Source organism: Rhodoferax potami (assembly GCF_032193765.1).
Classification (GTDB): Bacteria; Pseudomonadota; Gammaproteobacteria; order Burkholderiales; family Burkholderiaceae_C; genus Allorhodoferax; species Allorhodoferax potami.
In genome coordinates, this window is record NZ_JAVBIJ010000001.1 from 1,929,626 (window position 1) to 1,943,977 (window position 14,352).

A 14,352-nucleotide genomic window follows, 5' to 3' on the forward strand; every position below is an offset into this window, starting at 1 on the left:
AATGTGCCCCGCCGCGTCCACAAGGCAAAACGCGGAAGCCCGCTGATACAGGGCTTTCCGGGCATGAAAAGGGGGACAGAGAAAATCTGTCCCCCCGCATATGGTGGAGCTGGGGGGATTTGAACCCCCGTCCACAAGCCTTCTTCGAACAGTTCTACATGTGTAGCCATCTGATTTGAATCTCGCACCTTACATCGCGCAGTGGCACGCTATGCAAGACGCCAGTAACCTATTGTCTCGACCTGCCCTAAGTCACCCAAGGCAAGTCCAGCCGAATGAAATTAGCCCACAGCCTGGACAGCTTGCGCCACCCTTGCCCAGCCTATCGGCTTGCTGTTGTGAGCCTCACGCGCAATTAAGCGGCGAGTGCGAAACGTTCGTCGTTTGCAGTTAGTTTGTTTGAATCTGTTTTACGAGCGCATTCAGCTCGACATGCCCTGCTGCGCGTCCGAACCCGTGTCGAAACCAGTGCAGCCCCTCGGGTCCTATTTTAGGCGGTTGTGAGAGATTGCAAGAGCTCTAAGGGTGATTTAATTTCGATGTCCGCGCCCCATTTGCCCGTGTCGGCCTGAGCTCCCAAATAGCCATAACATGCAGCAACAGAGAACATGCCAGCCGCGCGAGCGGCTTGGATGTCGCGCTCATCATCGCCTACATAAATGCAATCAGCAGGAGTCAGCCCAAGGCGCCGGGCAGCTTCTAGCAAAGGCTCAGGGTGCGGTTTGGCATGCGGCGTGGTGTCCCCACTGATCACTACCGAAGCCTCGGAGAACAAAGGCAGCTGGGCGACCAGTGGCTCGGTAAACCGCTTGGACTTGTTGGTCACCACACCCCACAAGCACCCGGCAGCACTGATTTGCTCAAGCAATGCCTGAACCTCGGCGAACACATAGGTGCGCGCAGTCATGCTTTTCTCATAGTTCTGGAAAAACTCCTCACGCATTTCCGCAAAATCAGGCGCATCCGGCGTCATGCCAAATGCAACTTGCAGCATGCCACGGGCACCGGCACCGGCCATGGGGCGATAGGCCTCATCGGGCAGAGATGAGAGGCCACGATCCATGCGCATCTTGTCTGCTGCGGCACCCAAATCCGGAGCGCTGTCAATAAGCGTCCCATCCAAGTCAAAAAGAACTGCCTTGATGTTGCCGCGCGATGTACGCAAGGTCATTCGAAAGGCCTTTGGGTAGCGAACAAATAGTTGACCTGCGTACTGTTGTTAAGTGAATATTTACCGGTGATGGGGTTATACCCAAGACCCTTGGTGGCTTTTAGGTCCAAACCGGCTGCCCGACAAAAGTGCGCCAGCTCGCTAGGACGAATCATTTTGGCGTACTCGTGGGTTCCTTTTGGCAGAAGCTTAAGTACATACTCAGCCCCCACAATCGCCTGAATGAACGACATAGGGTTGCGGTTCAAGGTCGAGAAAAATACCCACCCACCCGGTTTGACCATCTGTGCGCACGACATCACTACCGAGGCCGGGTCAGGCACGTGCTCCAACATTTCCATACAGGTCACAACATCAAATGCCGCAGGAGCCTCCATGGCGAGCGTTTCTGCGCTGACCTCGCGGTAAGTCACCCCGGTAGTTTCAGCCTCCATCGCATGGAGCTGAGCGACACGCAGGGCTTTGGTCGACAGGTCGATGCCCAACACTTCAGCACCTTGACGTGCAGCAGCATCAGCCAATATTCCACCGCCACAACCAATGTCTACCAGGCGCTTGTTCGCCAAGGGCACAAAACTCCGGATCCACCCCAAACGCAGGGGATTGATTTGATGGAGCGGCTTGAACTCGCTCTCCAAATCCCACCATCGATGGGCAAGCTCGGAGAATTTAGCCAGTTCGGCGGGGTCGGCGTTGATAGTGGATGTCATGGCGTGATTATGTAGGGGCAAGAAAAAACCCGCCGGAGCGGGTTTTTTCTAATCATTCAGAAGAACTGATTATTGTGCGCGAGTGCCAACCACTTCGATTTCCACGCGGCGGTTCTTAGAACGGCCTTCTTTGGTCTTGTTGTCAGCAACAGGTTGCTTCTCGCCCTTGCCTTCTGTGTAAACACGGTTCTTCTCAATGCCCTTGGACACCAAGTAAGCCTTCACAGCTTCAGAACGTGCAACGGACAACTTTTGGTTGTAGCCGTCAGCGCCAGTGGCATCAGTGTGACCCACAGCAATGATGACTTCCAGGTTGATGGCCTTCACTTTGGACACGAGGTCGTCCAGCTTAGCTTTGCCCTCGGCCTTCAACACGGATTTGTCAAAGTCAAAGAATGCGTCTGCAGCGTAAGTTACTTTGCTTGCAGCGGCGACTGGAGCTGCTGCGGGTGCAGGTGCTGCTGCGGGCTTAGGAGCAGCAACAGGAGCGGGAGCTGCTGCGGGTGCAGGTGCTGCAGCAGGAGCAACGATTGCGCCGTCGCAACCAGCTGCAGCAGTTGCTGGAGTCCAGCTGGCATCGCGCCAGCACTGGCCGTCAACGTTCTTCCAAACGTCGCCAGCGGCGCTACGCCAGTTGTGAATTTCTTGTGCGCCAGCGGCAGAAGCCAACACAGCGGTAGCGATCAGGGCTGCAACTTTATTCAATTGTTTCATAGAACCTTCCTTATTTAGGCAGTAACTGCAGCGAGCTGCGATTGATTGGTGACGCCCCAAGGCCTTTAGCGCCGAAGACGTTGATCTGATTGTGCCATACCGTGGGGAACCAGATAAATGCCCTTGCCAACTAGTTCCGGTATTCACAAACGATGACTGAAGCTGTTGCAATCGTGCTACACCCGCGCGGCCGTAGAATCCAAGGTTGTCCTCGACATTGATAGACAGACACCAACTATGACCCAGTTCGCCAAAGAAACACTGCCCATCAGTCTTGAAGAGGAAATGCGCCGCAGCTACCTCGACTACGCCATGAGCGTGATCGTGGGTCGGGCGCTGCCCGATGCACGAGACGGCTTAAAACCCGTGCACCGCCGTGTGCTCTATGCGATGCATGAGCTCAACAACGATTGGAACCGTGCCTACAAAAAGTCGGCGCGTATTGTGGGCGACGTCATCGGTAAGTACCACCCGCACGGCGACCAGTCGGTGTACGACACCATCGTCCGTATGGCGCAAGATTTTTCTATGCGGCACATGCTGGTGGATGGCCAAGGTAACTTCGGCTCCGTGGACGGCGACAGTGCGGCGGCCATGCGATACACCGAAATCCGTTTGGCGAAAATCGCCCACGAGTTGCTTGCCGATCTGGATAAAGAAACAGTCGACTTCGGCCCCAACTACGATGGCTCCGAATCAGAACCTCTGGTGATGCCCACCCGCATCCCCAACCTGTTGGTCAACGGCTCGGGCGGTATCGCGGTGGGTATGGCCACCAACATTCCGCCCCACAACTTAAACGAAGTGGTGGACGCCTGCCTGCACTTGCTGAAGAACCCGGAAGCCTCCATCGACGAGCTGATGGACATCATTCCGGCACCTGACTTCCCGACCGCCGGCATCATTTACGGCATTCAAGGTGTGAAAGATGGCTACCGCACGGGCCGCGGCCGCGTGGTTATGCGCGCACGCTGCCACTTTGAAGACATCGACAAAGGCCAGCGTCAGGCCATCATCGTGGATGAGCTGCCCTACCAGGTCAACAAAAAGACTCTGCAAGAGCGCATGGCAGAGCTGGTGCACGAAAAGAAAATTGAAGGCATCAGCCACATCCAGGACGAGTCCGACAAGTCCGGCATGCGCTTGGTCATCGAACTCAAGCGCGGCGAAGTGCCCGAGGTGGTGCTCAACAACCTGTACAAGCAAACCCAGCTGCAAGACACCTTCGGCATCAACATGGTGGCCTTGGTGAACGGCCAGCCCAAGCTGTGCAACCTCAAAGACTTGATCGAAGTCTTCCTGGACCACCGCCGTGAAGTAGTGACCCGCCGCACCGTGTTCAACCTGCGCAAAGCCCGCGAGCGTGGCCACGTGCTGGAAGGCTTAGCGGTGGCGCTGGCCAATATTGATGACTTCATCCGCATCATCCGTGAATCACCCACCCCCCCTGTGGCAAAACTGGAGCTGATGAACCGCCCTTGGGACAGCAAGCTGGTGCGCGAAATGCTCACGCGCACCCGTGCCGACGGCGGCGTGGTGAATGCGGATGACTACCGCCCCGACGGCTTGGAAAAAGAATTCGGCATGGGCAACGACGGCCTGTACCGGCTGTCTGAAACGCAAGCGCAGGAAATCCTGCAAATGCGCCTCCAGCGCCTGACCGGGCTGGAGCAAGACAAGATCGTCGCCGAGTACAAAGACGTGATGGCAGAGATCGAAGACCTGCTGGACATCTTGGCCAAGCCAGCCCGCGTGGCAGTGATCATCGGTGAAGAGTTGGGCCATGTGAAACAGGAATTCGGCCAGACCAAGATCGGCGCGCGCCGCAGCCTGGTTGAGCACTCTTCGTTCGATCTGTCCACCGAAGACCTGATCACACCCACTGACATGGTGGTCACGATGAGCCACAGCGGCTACATCAAGAGCCAGCCCCTGCACGAATACCGTGCCCAGAAGCGCGGCGGCCGGGGCAAACAAGCCACAGCCACCAAGGAAGACGACTGGGTAGACCAGCTATTTGTGGCCAACACGCACGACTACATCCTGTGTTTTTCGAACCGCGGCCGCTTGTACTGGCTCAAGGTGTGGGAAGTGCCTCAGGGCTCGCGTGGCTCGCGCGGTCGCCCTATCGTGAACATGTTCCCCTTGCAAGAAGGCGAAAAAATCACCGTGGTGCTGGCACTCACCGGCGAGAAACGCACCTTCCCTGCCGACCAGTATGTGTTCATGTCCACGAGCATGGGTACGGTCAAAAAGACGGCGCTCGACGAATTCAGCAACCCGCGCAAGGCCGGCATCATCGCCGTGGACTTGGACGAAGGCGACTTCCTGATCGGCGCAGCACTGACCGACGGCAAGCACGACGTGATGTTGTTCAGTGACGGCGGCAAGGCTGTGCGCTTTGACGAAAACGATGTGCGTCCCATGGGTCGTAACGCCCGGGGTGTGCGAGGCATGATGCTAGACGATGGCCAGAGCGTGATCGCCATGCTGGTGGCTGAAGACGAGCAGCAAAGTGTGTTGACCGCCACCGAAAACGGCTTCGGCAAGCGCACCAACATCACCGAATACACCCGCCATGGCCGTGGCACCAAGGGCATGATTGCCATCCAGCAATCCGAACGGAACGGCAAGGTCGTGGCGGCAACTTTGGTACATGCCGACGACGAAATCATGCTGATCACCGACAAGGGTGTGCTGGTGCGCACCCGGGTCAGCGAGATCCGCGAAATGGGTCGTGCGACCCAGGGCGTGACCCTGATCGGCTTGGATGAAGGCTCCAAGCTTAGCGGACTGCAACGCATCGTGGAAAACGACGCCAACCCATCCGATGCCACTGCAGAGGGTGCGGAAGATGCAGCAGACGGTACAGACGGAGACGCACCCGCCGCCGAGTGACTATCATTTTGATAGCTACCCACGCACGTTCTATAAGCGCTAGAGCCCGATTTTATTGATAAGCCACTGATGCAACGCCCTTACAACTTTTCGGCCGGACCGGCCGCCATGCCGGCTGAAGTGCTGGAACAAGCCGCCGCCGAAATGCTGAATTGGCCCGATGCCCAAGGTCGTTTGAGCGGCATGGGCGTCATGGAAATGAGCCACCGCGGCAAAGAGTTCCTGAGCATCTACGAAGCTGCTGAAGCGGATCTGCGCGAGTTGTTGGCGGTACCAGCCAACTTCAAGATCCTGTTCATGCAAGGCGGTGGATTGGCCGAAAACGCCATCGTTCCGCTGAATTTGAGCGGACTGCGCGCCGGCAATGGCCAAGGCGCTGCCGACTTTGTGTTGACGGGCAGTTGGAGTGAAAAATCGTTCAAGGAAGCTGGCAAGTACTGCAGCAACCACATTGCGGCCAGCAGCAAGGCAGATGGTTTTACCGCCATCCCTCCTGCCGCAAGCTGGGAGTTGCGTGATGACGCCAGCTATGTGCACATCTGCAGCAACGAAACCATCCACGGCATCGAATTCCAGAGCCTGCCTGATCTGAAGGCACTGGGCTCCAAAGCCGAACTGGTGATGGACTTCTCCTCCCATGTCGCGTCGCGTCCGGTGGACTGGAGCCGCGTGGGCCTAGCGTTTGGGGGGGCCCAAAAGAACCTTGGCCCCGCCGGACTCACCCTCGTGGTAGTGCGCGAAGACCTGCTAGGCCATGCCTTGTCGATCTGCCCCAGTGCGTTTGACTACAAAACCGTGGCCGACAACGGCTCGATGTACAACACCCCGCCTACCTATTCGATCTACATCGCCGGGTTGGTGTTCAAGTGGCTCAAGCGCCAAGGGGGCGTGGCCGCCATGGAGGCCCGCAACATCGCCAAAGCCAAGTTGCTGTACGGTGCGATTGACGCGACCGGCTTCTACATGAACGGCGTGGCACGCAATGCGCGATCCCGCATGAACGTACCTTTCTTCTTGCGCAACGAGAGCCTGAACGACGCCTTCCTCGCAGGCGCCAAAGAGGCCGGCCTTTTGCAACTCAAGGGGCACAAGTCGGTTGGTGGCATGCGTGCCAGCATTTATAACGCGATTCCGCTCGAGGGCGTGCAGGCACTCGTCCAGTACATGCAAGAGTTTGAACGCACCCACGGCTGAGGCGCACCATGGCACGAACACTCCCCGAACTCCGCGTCTTGATCGACGCCCTGGACATCGAGCTCCTCACCCTGCTGAACCGCCGTGCGGCCTTGGCCAACGAGGTGGGTGAAGTCAAAAAGGTGGAAGGCTCTGCGGTGTTCCGCCCCGAGCGCGAAGCCCAGGTCATTCAGACCCTGCAATCCGCCAACGACGGCGCGCTCAAGAACAGCAGCGTCGCGGTGATCTGGCGCGAAATCATGTCGGCCTGCCGGGCGCTGGAAGCACCGCAGCGTGTGGCCTACTTGGGCCCCAAAGGCACGTTCAGTGAAGAAGCCGCCCTGCGCTTTTTCGGCTCCAGCATCACCCACGTACCCTGTGCCAACTTTGACGAGGTATTCCACGCCGCCACCGCAGGTTCTGCCGAGTTTGGCGTGGTGCCCGTGGAAAACAGCACGGAAGGCGTCGTGACCCGCTCGCTGGATCTGCTGCTGAACTCGCCGCTGCATATCGTGGGCGAAATCAGCCTGCTGGTGCGCCACCACCTGCTGCGCACCACTGCCTCGCTGGAGGGCATTGAAGTGGTGCTCGCGCACCCGCAAGCCTTGGCCCAATGCCAACAATGGCTCAGCACCCACTTACCCCATGCGGAACGCCGCGCGGTGTCTAGCAATGCCGAGGGTGCTCGCCTGGCTGCCACCAACCCCGCTTGGGCAGGCATCGCGAGTGAGCGTGCAGGCTCCGAATTCGGCCTGCACACTGCAGCACACGCCATTCAAGACGAAGCCTTCAACCGGACCCGCTTTGTGGTGGTCTGCCTGCCCAGCGTGTTGCCCGCGCCGCAGGCCTCCGGCAAAGACTGCACCAGCTTGGTAGTTTCGGTGCCCAACAAGCCGGGCGCAGTGCACGACATGTTGGTGCCGCTCAAGCAGCATGGTGTTTCCATGACCCGGTTCGAGTCCCGTCCGGCCCGCAGCGGCCAGTGGGAGTATTACTTCTACATCGATTTGCAGGGCCACCCATCGCAGCCGCATGTGACTGCTGCGCTGAAAGACCTTGCCGGACTTTGCGCTTTTTACAAGGTGCTGGGCACCTACCCCTTGGCAGACTGAGCTGACTGCAGGACACCATTTATGTTTGAACAACTCGGTCTGATTGGTTGCGGTTTGATGGGCGGCTCGTTCGCCCTGGCGTTGAAGCGGGCCGGACTCGTCAAACGGGTGGTGGGCTACAGCAAATCCCCCTCCACCACCGAACGTGCGCGCCAGTTGGGCGTGATCGACATCGAAGCGCCCTCGGCTCTGCTGGCCGTGTCCGGTGCCGACATTGTGCTGATTGCGGTCCCCGTGTCGGCGACTGAGTCGACCTTCAAGGCCATCAAGCACTTGGTCACCCCCAACATGCTGATCATGGATGTGGGTTCCACCAAGCGCGATGTAATCGATGCCGGCCGCCGCGGCTTGCGCGAGCACATCGGCTCGTTCGTGCCGGCCCACCCGATTGCCGGCAAAGAGCTCTCCGGTGTGGAACATGCCGACCCCGACCTGTACGCCGGCAAGCAAATCATTCTGACCCCCATAGAACGCACCCTGACCACCCAACTGCAAAAGGCGGTCGATGTCTGGTCTGCACTGGGGTGCAGGGTTTTGAAGATGTCTCCCGAACAGCATGACGCTGCGTTTGCCGCCGTGAGCCACCTGCCCCACCTGATTGCATTTGCCTTGATGAACGGCATCCAAGGACAGCCGCAGGGCAAAGACTATTTATCCTTGGCCGGGCCCGGTTTTCGCGACTTCACCCGCATTGCGGCCAGCGATCCCAAAATTTGGCGCGACATCATGATCTCCAACCGCGAAGAGTTGCTCGAACAAAGCAAAATCTTCCAACGCACACTCCAGGCCATGGAGCTGATGATCTCCAGCGGCAATGCGGACGCACTTGAGGGGCTGATTGAACAAGCCAGCCACACACGCGCCAACTGGACCATGGCCACCAAGCTCAACAAATAATGTTCTCTACCGTTTTCCTCGACCTGCCCCCCTTGGTCCATGCCGCCGGCGCGGTCACCCTCCCCGGCTCGAAAAGTATCTCCAATCGCGTGCTGCTGCTCGCCGCCATGAGCGAGGGCACCACCACAATTCACGACCTGCTGGACTCGGACGACACCCGCGTCATGCTGATCGCCCTGCGCACCCTCGGGTGCCTGGTGGAAGAGTCGGGCACCACCGTGCGCATCACCGGACTGGCAGGCAAGCTCCCCAATGGCTCCGCCAAACTGTTTTTAGGCAATGCAGGTACCGCCATGCGGCCATTGACCGCTGCTCTGGCGGTGGTCGGCGGCGACTTTGAACTCAGCGGCGTGCCGCGCATGCACGAGCGGCCCATCGGCGATCTGGTGGACGCACTGCGCCAACTGGGCTGCGCCATCGACTATATGGGCAACGAAGGTTATCCACCGCTCAAGCTAGGCAAGCCTGCACTGAAGCTTGATGCACCCATCAAGGTGCGCGGCGATGTGTCCAGCCAGTTTTTGACCGCCCTCTTGATGGCACTCCCCTTGGTCGCCACCAAAGACATCGTGATTGAAGTGGTGGGCGAGCTGATTTCCCGCCCCTACATTGAGATCACCTTGAACCTGCTGGCGCGCTTTGGCGTGCAGGTCCAACGTGACGAGTGGCAGCGTTTCACCATTCCTGCAGGCGCCAAGCTGGGCTCGCCCGGAGACATCCATGTCGAAGCAGACGCCTCTAGCGCTAGCTATTTCATAGCACTAGGCGCAATATCCACGGCGGCCAATAGCCAAAATGGCATCAAGGTGCAAGGCGTCGGAGCGGACTCCATTCAGGGCGATATCCGCTTCATGGAAGCCGCCCAAGCCATGGGCGCAAAAATCGACAGCGGCCCGAATTGGCTGCATATCCAACGCGGCGCTTGGCCCCTGAAAGCCATCGACCTCGACTGCAACCACATCCCCGATGCCGCCATGACCCTGGCCGTGATGGCGCTCTATGCCGACGGCACCACCACCCTGCGCAACATTGCCAGCTGGCGCGTTAAAGAGACCGACCGCATCGCCGCCATGGCCACAGAGCTGCGCAAACTCGGCGCCAGCGTGGTCGAAGGTGCTGACTTTATTCAGGTCACCCCACCTGCAAGCTTGCAAGACTGGAAACCCGCCAGCATCCACACCTATGACGACCACCGCGTGGCCATGTGTTTTTCACTGGCAGCATTTAATCCTGCCGGCGTGCAACTGCGCATTGAAGACCCGAAATGCGTCGCCAAGACCTTCCCTGATTATTTTGAAACCCTGTTCTCGGTAGCGTCATCCGCCACATCCTCCATTCCGGTAATTTGTGTCGACGGCCCTACCGCATCCGGCAAAGGCACTTTGGCTGCGGTACTGGCTGAGAAGCTGGGTTACCACTTTTTGGACTCCGGCTCGCTCTACCGAATCACTGGGTTGGCCGCCACCCGCGCGGGTATTACCCTGGACATCGCCAACGAAGCCGCGATTGTGACCCTGCTCAACACATTGCCGATTCATTTCGAAGGCAGCCATATCTGGCTCGGCAACGAAGACGTCAGCGAGCTGATCCGGACCGAAGAAGCCGGCATGAACGCTTCCAAGGTCTCGGCGTTCCCAGCGGTACGGTCGGCACTCATCGATTTGCAGCGCAATTTCCGGCAGCTGCCCGGCTTGGTGGCGGATGGCCGTGACATGGGTACCGTAATTTTCCCGGAAGCCGCTTTGAAGGTCTACCTCACCGCCAGCGCCGCATGCCGTGCGGAGCGCAGGCTTAAACAGTTGATTTCAAAGGGGATTCCAGCTACACTCGACAGTCTTCGCGCTGACCTAGAGGCTCGCGACGCACGGGACTCCTCCCGCACCGTCGCCCCTTTGAAGCCGGCACAAGATGCCTTGTTGCTTGATAACTCGGAATTGACAGTCGATACGTCTGTTCAAACCGTGCTGGACTGGTGGCAGAGCAAACAGCCTTTCTAGCCCCGGCCTGAAAAGCAAACTGGCCCCCATCGCTTTCATCGCGCGCCAGCGCACCGGTTCACACCAAGAGCGACGGGGTTCAACAACTTAACCCCGCGGTGCAAACCGCAAAACACATGTCTGAATCTTTCGCAGCCCTATTTGAAGAATCGCTACAACGCTCGGAAATGCGCACCGGTGAAGTGATCACCGCTGAAGTCGTCCGCATCGAGCACAGCTTCGTCGTTGTCAACGCCGGCCTCAAGTCTGAAGCCTACGTGCCAATCGAAGAATTCAAGAGCGACAAGGGCGAAATCGAAGTCCAAGTGGGCGACTTCGTGTCGGTGGCTATCGACTCCGTCGAAAACGGCTACGGCGACACCATCCTGTCCCGTGACAAGGCCAAGCGTTTGGCTTCCTGGATGAGCCTGGAAAAGGCCCTGGAATCCGGCGAATTCGTGACCGGTACCACTTCCGGCAAGGTCAAAGGCGGCCTGACCGTTCTGGTCAACGGCATCCGCGCATTCTTGCCCGGTTCCTTGGTCGACACACGTCCCACCAAGGACCTGTCTCCGTACGAAAACAAGACCTTGGAATTCAAGGTTATCAAGCTGGACCGCAAGCGCAACAACGTGGTGCTGAGCCGCCGCGCTGTGGTGGAAGCCTCCATGGGCGAAGAGCGCGCCAAGCTGATGCACACCCTCAAAGAAGGTTCTGTGGTGCAAGGCGTGGTCAAGAACATCACCGAATACGGTGCGTTCGTGGACCTGGGCGGTATCGACGGCCTGTTGCACATCACTGACATGGCATGGCGCCGCGTCCGTCACCCATCCGAAGTGGTGACAGCCGGTCAGGAAATCACTGCCAAGATCCTGAAGTTCGACACCGAAAAGAACCGCGTGTCTCTGGGTCTGAAGCAAATGGGCGACGACCCATGGATGGGCGTGAACCGCCGCTACCCACAAGGTACCCGCATGTTCGGCAAGATCACCAACATCGCCGACTACGGCGCGTTTGTGGAACTCGAACCCGGAATCGAAGGCTTGGTGCACGTCTCCGAAATGGACTGGACCAACAAGAACGTTGCTCCTTCGAAGATCGTTGCCTTGGGTGACGAAGTCGAAGTCATGGTTCTGGAAATCGACGAAGACAAGCGTCGTATCTCCTTGGGCATGAAGCAGTGCAAGGCCAACCCATGGCAAGAATTTGCTCAGAACACCAAGCGCGGCGACCGCGTGAAGGGCCCGATCAAGTCGATCACCGACTTCGGCGTGTTCGTGGGTCTGGCTGCCGGTATCGACGGCCTGGTGCACCTGTCTGACCTGTCTTGGAACGAATCCGGCGAAACCGCCGTGCGCGAATTCAAGAAGGGCCAGGAAGTTGAAGCCATCGTGTTGGCCGTGGACGTGGACCGCGAGCGCATCTCCTTGGGTATCAAGCAGTTGGATTCCGATCCTTTCACCACTTTCGTGTCCGTGAACGACAAGGGCCAGACCGTTACCGGTAAGGTCAAGACCGTGGACGCCAAGGGCGCTGAAATCGATCTGGGCGACGACATCCTGGGCTACCTGCGCGCTTCCGAAATCAGCCGCGACCGCGTTGAAGACGCTCGCAACGTGCTGAAAGAAGGCGACGAAGTGACTGCTGTGGTGGTGAACGTGGATCGCAAGACCCGCAACATCCAGTTGTCCATCAAGGCCAAGGACATGGCTGACCAGAACGAAGCCATGCAATCCCTGAACCAGAACACCGGCTCCGCTGGTACCACCAGCCTGGGCGCTTTGTTGCGCGCCAAGCTGGACAACAACAACTAATCTGTTGTTGCTGACCTGATTGAACGACCGGTTGCTTCACTGCACCGGTCGTTTTTTCTTCGTATATTCTGTGTAAACCGCTATGACCCGCTCCGACCTTGTTGAAGAACTGGCCGACCGCTTCCGGCAATTGACGCACCGCGACGCTGAATTCGCCGTCAAGGCTATTCTGGATGCGATGAACGACGCATTGGTTCGAGGTCACCGCATCGAAATCCGCGGATTTGGCAGCTTCTCCATCAATCGCCGCCCGCCCCGCATGGGCCGCAATCCGCGCAGTGGCGAGAGCGTTGCCATTCCTGAAAAACGAGTCCCTCACTTCAAGCCGGGCAAAGCGCTTCGCGAAGCGGTGGATACCCGTACCGCAGAGCTGGAATCCAAGGCAAAACCCTGAGTAGAATCCCTCGACAACGAGGAGATCAATGAAACAGATCGCATGGCTCTTTAAGTGGCTACTTAAAGCGGCCATTTTTTTTACCCTGTTCGCTTTCGCCCTGAATAACCAAGGCGATGTGACCGTGTATTTTTTCTTCGGTACGCGATGGACAGCGCCCATGGTGCTCGTCGTGCTGTGTGCCTTTGCAGCCGGTTTGTTGATCGGTGTCTTGGGTATGGTGCCCCGCTGGTGGCGGCACCGCAAAGCGGCCCGCCGGGCCCGCTCTGATGCAGACTCCGCACGCGCCACGCTTGCCGCCGAATCCAATGCACTGCCTTTAGTGCCCCCGCATGGACTTTGATATTTCGCTACTGCTGATCGGCCTGCTTATTGCCTTCGTGCTGGGCTGGCTCGCTTCCCGTTTGGATTTGCGCCAATTGCGCATCGAAAACCGGCAAGCCCCCAAAGCCTATTTCAAAGGCTTGAACTTCCTGCTCAACGAACAGCAAGACCAGGCGATTGACGCCTTCATTGAGGCGGTCCAAAGCGACCCTGACACCTCGGAACTGCACTTTGCCTTGGGCAACTTGTTTCGCCGCCGGGGCGAGTATGAGCGTGCTGTGCGTGTGCACCAGCACCTGCTGTCCCGTGGCGACTTGAGCCAGGACGACCAGCACCGCGCCCAACACGCCCTGGCGCTCGACTACCTGAAAGCCGGCCTGCTGGATCGCGCGGAAGAGGCCCTGCTCAAACTCGAAGGCACCCGTTTTGAGGCTCAAGCCCGCTTGGCGCTCTTGGCCAATTACGAACGCTCGCGCGACTGGGAACACGCCGCCGGCATTGCACGCAAGCTCGAAGCGTCCGGCCAAGGCAGCTTCACCGGTCGCTTGGCGCACTACCTCTGCGAACAGGCGGCCACCCTGCTCGCCCAAGGCGACGAGTCATCCGCCCGCGCACTGCTCGAGCAGGCCATTGCGAGTGCCCCTCAGGTTCCCCGCCCGCGGATGGATTTGGCAGCGCTGTGGACGCGCTCAGGACAGGCTGCCAAGGCTTGCAAAACGCTCACAGAGGCTTTGTACGCAGCTCCCTCGGCCATCCCTTTGATTGCGCCACTGCTGGCGCAAAGCGCCTTGGCAGCCGGCGAAGGCGAAGCCACGCTGGCCCTGCTCAAAAGCACTTACCTTGACGTGCCATCGCTCGATGTGCTGGACGCCATCGTGACCCTGGAAGCGAGCAGCAGCGAACTCACCCCTACCGCACGCGACTGGTATGCCCGCCACCTCGAAAAAGAGCCTTCACTGGTCGCAGCCACCAAATGGATTGCCGGTGAAAAACTGGAGCGCGAAGCCTTTCACCCCCAGGTGCAACGGGCGCTGGACCACGCCGTCAAACCCCTGACCCGCTACCGCTGTGCCGCCTGCGGCTTCGAAGCCAAGGTGCACTTCTGGCAATGCCCGGGCTGCCAAGCTTGGGACAGCTACCCGGCACGGCGAGTCGAAGAGCTTTAACCC

The 14,352-nt window shown here is 58.8% G+C and carries 11 protein-coding genes, 1 other RNA gene and 1 pseudogene; 9 read left to right on the top strand and 4 right to left on the bottom strand.

Annotated elements, in window-relative coordinates; translation table 11 throughout:
• Nucleotides 1-101: 101 nt before the first annotated feature.
• The 4 genes from ssrA to ompA all read right to left on the bottom strand — a co-directional run bounded on the left by ssrA (nucleotide 102) and on the right by ompA (nucleotide 2,595).
• Nucleotides 102-478, bottom strand: a transfer-messenger RNA (tmRNA) gene (gene ssrA / locus RAE21_RS09255).
• A 12-nt stretch (nucleotides 479-490) separates the two neighbouring features.
• A complete protein-coding gene (gene gph, locus RAE21_RS09260; protein ID WP_313881107.1) occupies nucleotides 491-1,171 on the bottom strand; it encodes a phosphoglycolate phosphatase in 681 nt (226 codons plus the stop codon).
• Nucleotides 1,168-1,881, bottom strand: coding sequence for a bifunctional 2-polyprenyl-6-hydroxyphenol methylase/3-demethylubiquinol 3-O-methyltransferase UbiG (gene ubiG / locus RAE21_RS09265; RefSeq protein ID WP_313881108.1), 714 nt, complete (start codon nucleotides 1,879-1,881; stop codon nucleotides 1,168-1,170). Before ubiG ends, gph begins: the two co-directional genes overlap by 4 nt.
• Nucleotides 1,882-1,950: 69 nt before the next feature.
• Entirely contained in the window at nucleotides 1,951-2,595 is a 645-nt protein-coding gene (ompA, locus tag RAE21_RS09270) for an outer membrane protein OmpA (RefSeq protein WP_313881109.1), read from the bottom strand.
• A 237-nt stretch (nucleotides 2,596-2,832) separates the two neighbouring features.
• On the opposite strand from ompA, the gene gyrA reads away from it, so the two are divergent.
• The 9 genes and pseudogenes from gyrA (at nucleotide 2,833) to lapB (ending at nucleotide 14,349) form a co-directional block, all read left to right on the top strand.
• Entirely contained in the window at nucleotides 2,833-5,493 is a 2,661-nt protein-coding gene (gene gyrA / locus RAE21_RS09275; protein ID WP_313881110.1) for a DNA gyrase subunit A, read from the top strand.
• Nucleotides 5,494-5,562: 69 nt separating this feature from the next.
• On the top strand, nucleotides 5,563-6,687 hold the full coding sequence (serC, locus tag RAE21_RS09280) for a 3-phosphoserine/phosphohydroxythreonine transaminase (RefSeq protein ID WP_313881111.1): 1,125 nt from the start codon (nucleotides 5,563-5,565) through the stop codon (nucleotides 6,685-6,687).
• An 8-nt stretch (nucleotides 6,688-6,695) separates the two neighbouring features.
• Nucleotides 6,696-7,778, top strand: coding sequence for a prephenate dehydratase (pheA, locus tag RAE21_RS09285; protein ID WP_313875681.1), 1,083 nt, complete (start codon nucleotides 6,696-6,698; stop codon nucleotides 7,776-7,778).
• 21 nt (nucleotides 7,779-7,799) lie between these two features.
• A complete protein-coding gene (locus RAE21_RS09290; RefSeq protein ID WP_313881112.1) occupies nucleotides 7,800-8,675 on the top strand; it encodes a prephenate dehydrogenase in 876 nt (291 codons plus the stop codon).
• Nucleotides 8,675-10,672, top strand: a complete 1,998-nt coding sequence (locus tag RAE21_RS09295; protein ID WP_313881113.1) for a bifunctional 3-phosphoshikimate 1-carboxyvinyltransferase/cytidylate kinase — start codon at nucleotides 8,675-8,677, stop codon at nucleotides 10,670-10,672. Before RAE21_RS09290 ends, RAE21_RS09295 begins: the two co-directional genes overlap by 1 nt.
• Before the next feature lie 92 nt (nucleotides 10,673-10,764).
• A pseudogene (gene rpsA / locus RAE21_RS09300) lies at nucleotides 10,765-12,465 on the top strand (30S ribosomal protein S1); the annotation flags it as partial.
• 82 nt (nucleotides 12,466-12,547) lie between these two features.
• Nucleotides 12,548-12,859: an integration host factor subunit beta gene (locus RAE21_RS09305; protein WP_313875679.1), complete on the top strand. Its 312-nt coding sequence runs from the start codon at nucleotides 12,548-12,550 to the stop codon at nucleotides 12,857-12,859.
• Nucleotides 12,860-12,887: 28 nt separating this feature from the next.
• Nucleotides 12,888-13,202 (top strand): LapA family protein, encoded by a 315-nt coding sequence (locus RAE21_RS09310; protein WP_313875678.1) that lies wholly within the window; start codon nucleotides 12,888-12,890, stop codon nucleotides 13,200-13,202.
• Complete coding sequence (gene lapB, locus RAE21_RS09315) at nucleotides 13,192-14,349, top strand: lipopolysaccharide assembly protein LapB (RefSeq protein WP_313881114.1); 1,158 nt, start codon at nucleotides 13,192-13,194, stop codon at nucleotides 14,347-14,349. Before RAE21_RS09310 ends, lapB begins: the two co-directional genes overlap by 11 nt.
• Nucleotides 14,350-14,352: the final 3 nt, after the last annotated feature.

Excerpts from the sequence above, each read along its gene's own strand:
- ompA (WP_313881109.1), bottom strand. The coding sequence starts at position 2,595 with ATGAAACAATTGAATAAAGTTGCAGCCCTGATCGCTACCGCTGTGTTG.
- RAE21_RS09310 (WP_313875678.1), top strand. The coding sequence starts at position 12,888 with ATGAAACAGATCGCATGGCTCTTTAAGTGGCTACTTAAAGCGGCCATT.
- lapB (WP_313881114.1), top strand. The coding sequence starts at position 13,192 with ATGGACTTTGATATTTCGCTACTGCTGATCGGCCTGCTTATTGCCTTC.
- RAE21_RS09295 (WP_313881113.1), top strand. The coding sequence starts at position 8,675 with ATGTTCTCTACCGTTTTCCTCGACCTGCCCCCCTTGGTCCATGCCGCC.
- ubiG (WP_313881108.1), bottom strand. The coding sequence starts at position 1,881 with ATGACATCCACTATCAACGCCGACCCCGCCGAACTGGCTAAATTCTCC.
- RAE21_RS09305 (WP_313875679.1), top strand. The coding sequence starts at position 12,548 with ATGACCCGCTCCGACCTTGTTGAAGAACTGGCCGACCGCTTCCGGCAA.
- serC (WP_313881111.1), top strand. The coding sequence starts at position 5,563 with ATGCAACGCCCTTACAACTTTTCGGCCGGACCGGCCGCCATGCCGGCT.
- gyrA (WP_313881110.1), top strand. The coding sequence starts at position 2,833 with ATGACCCAGTTCGCCAAAGAAACACTGCCCATCAGTCTTGAAGAGGAA.
- pheA (WP_313875681.1), top strand. The coding sequence starts at position 6,696 with ATGGCACGAACACTCCCCGAACTCCGCGTCTTGATCGACGCCCTGGAC.
- RAE21_RS09290 (WP_313881112.1), top strand. The coding sequence starts at position 7,800 with ATGTTTGAACAACTCGGTCTGATTGGTTGCGGTTTGATGGGCGGCTCG.
- gph (WP_313881107.1), bottom strand. The coding sequence starts at position 1,171 with ATGACCTTGCGTACATCGCGCGGCAACATCAAGGCAGTTCTTTTTGAC.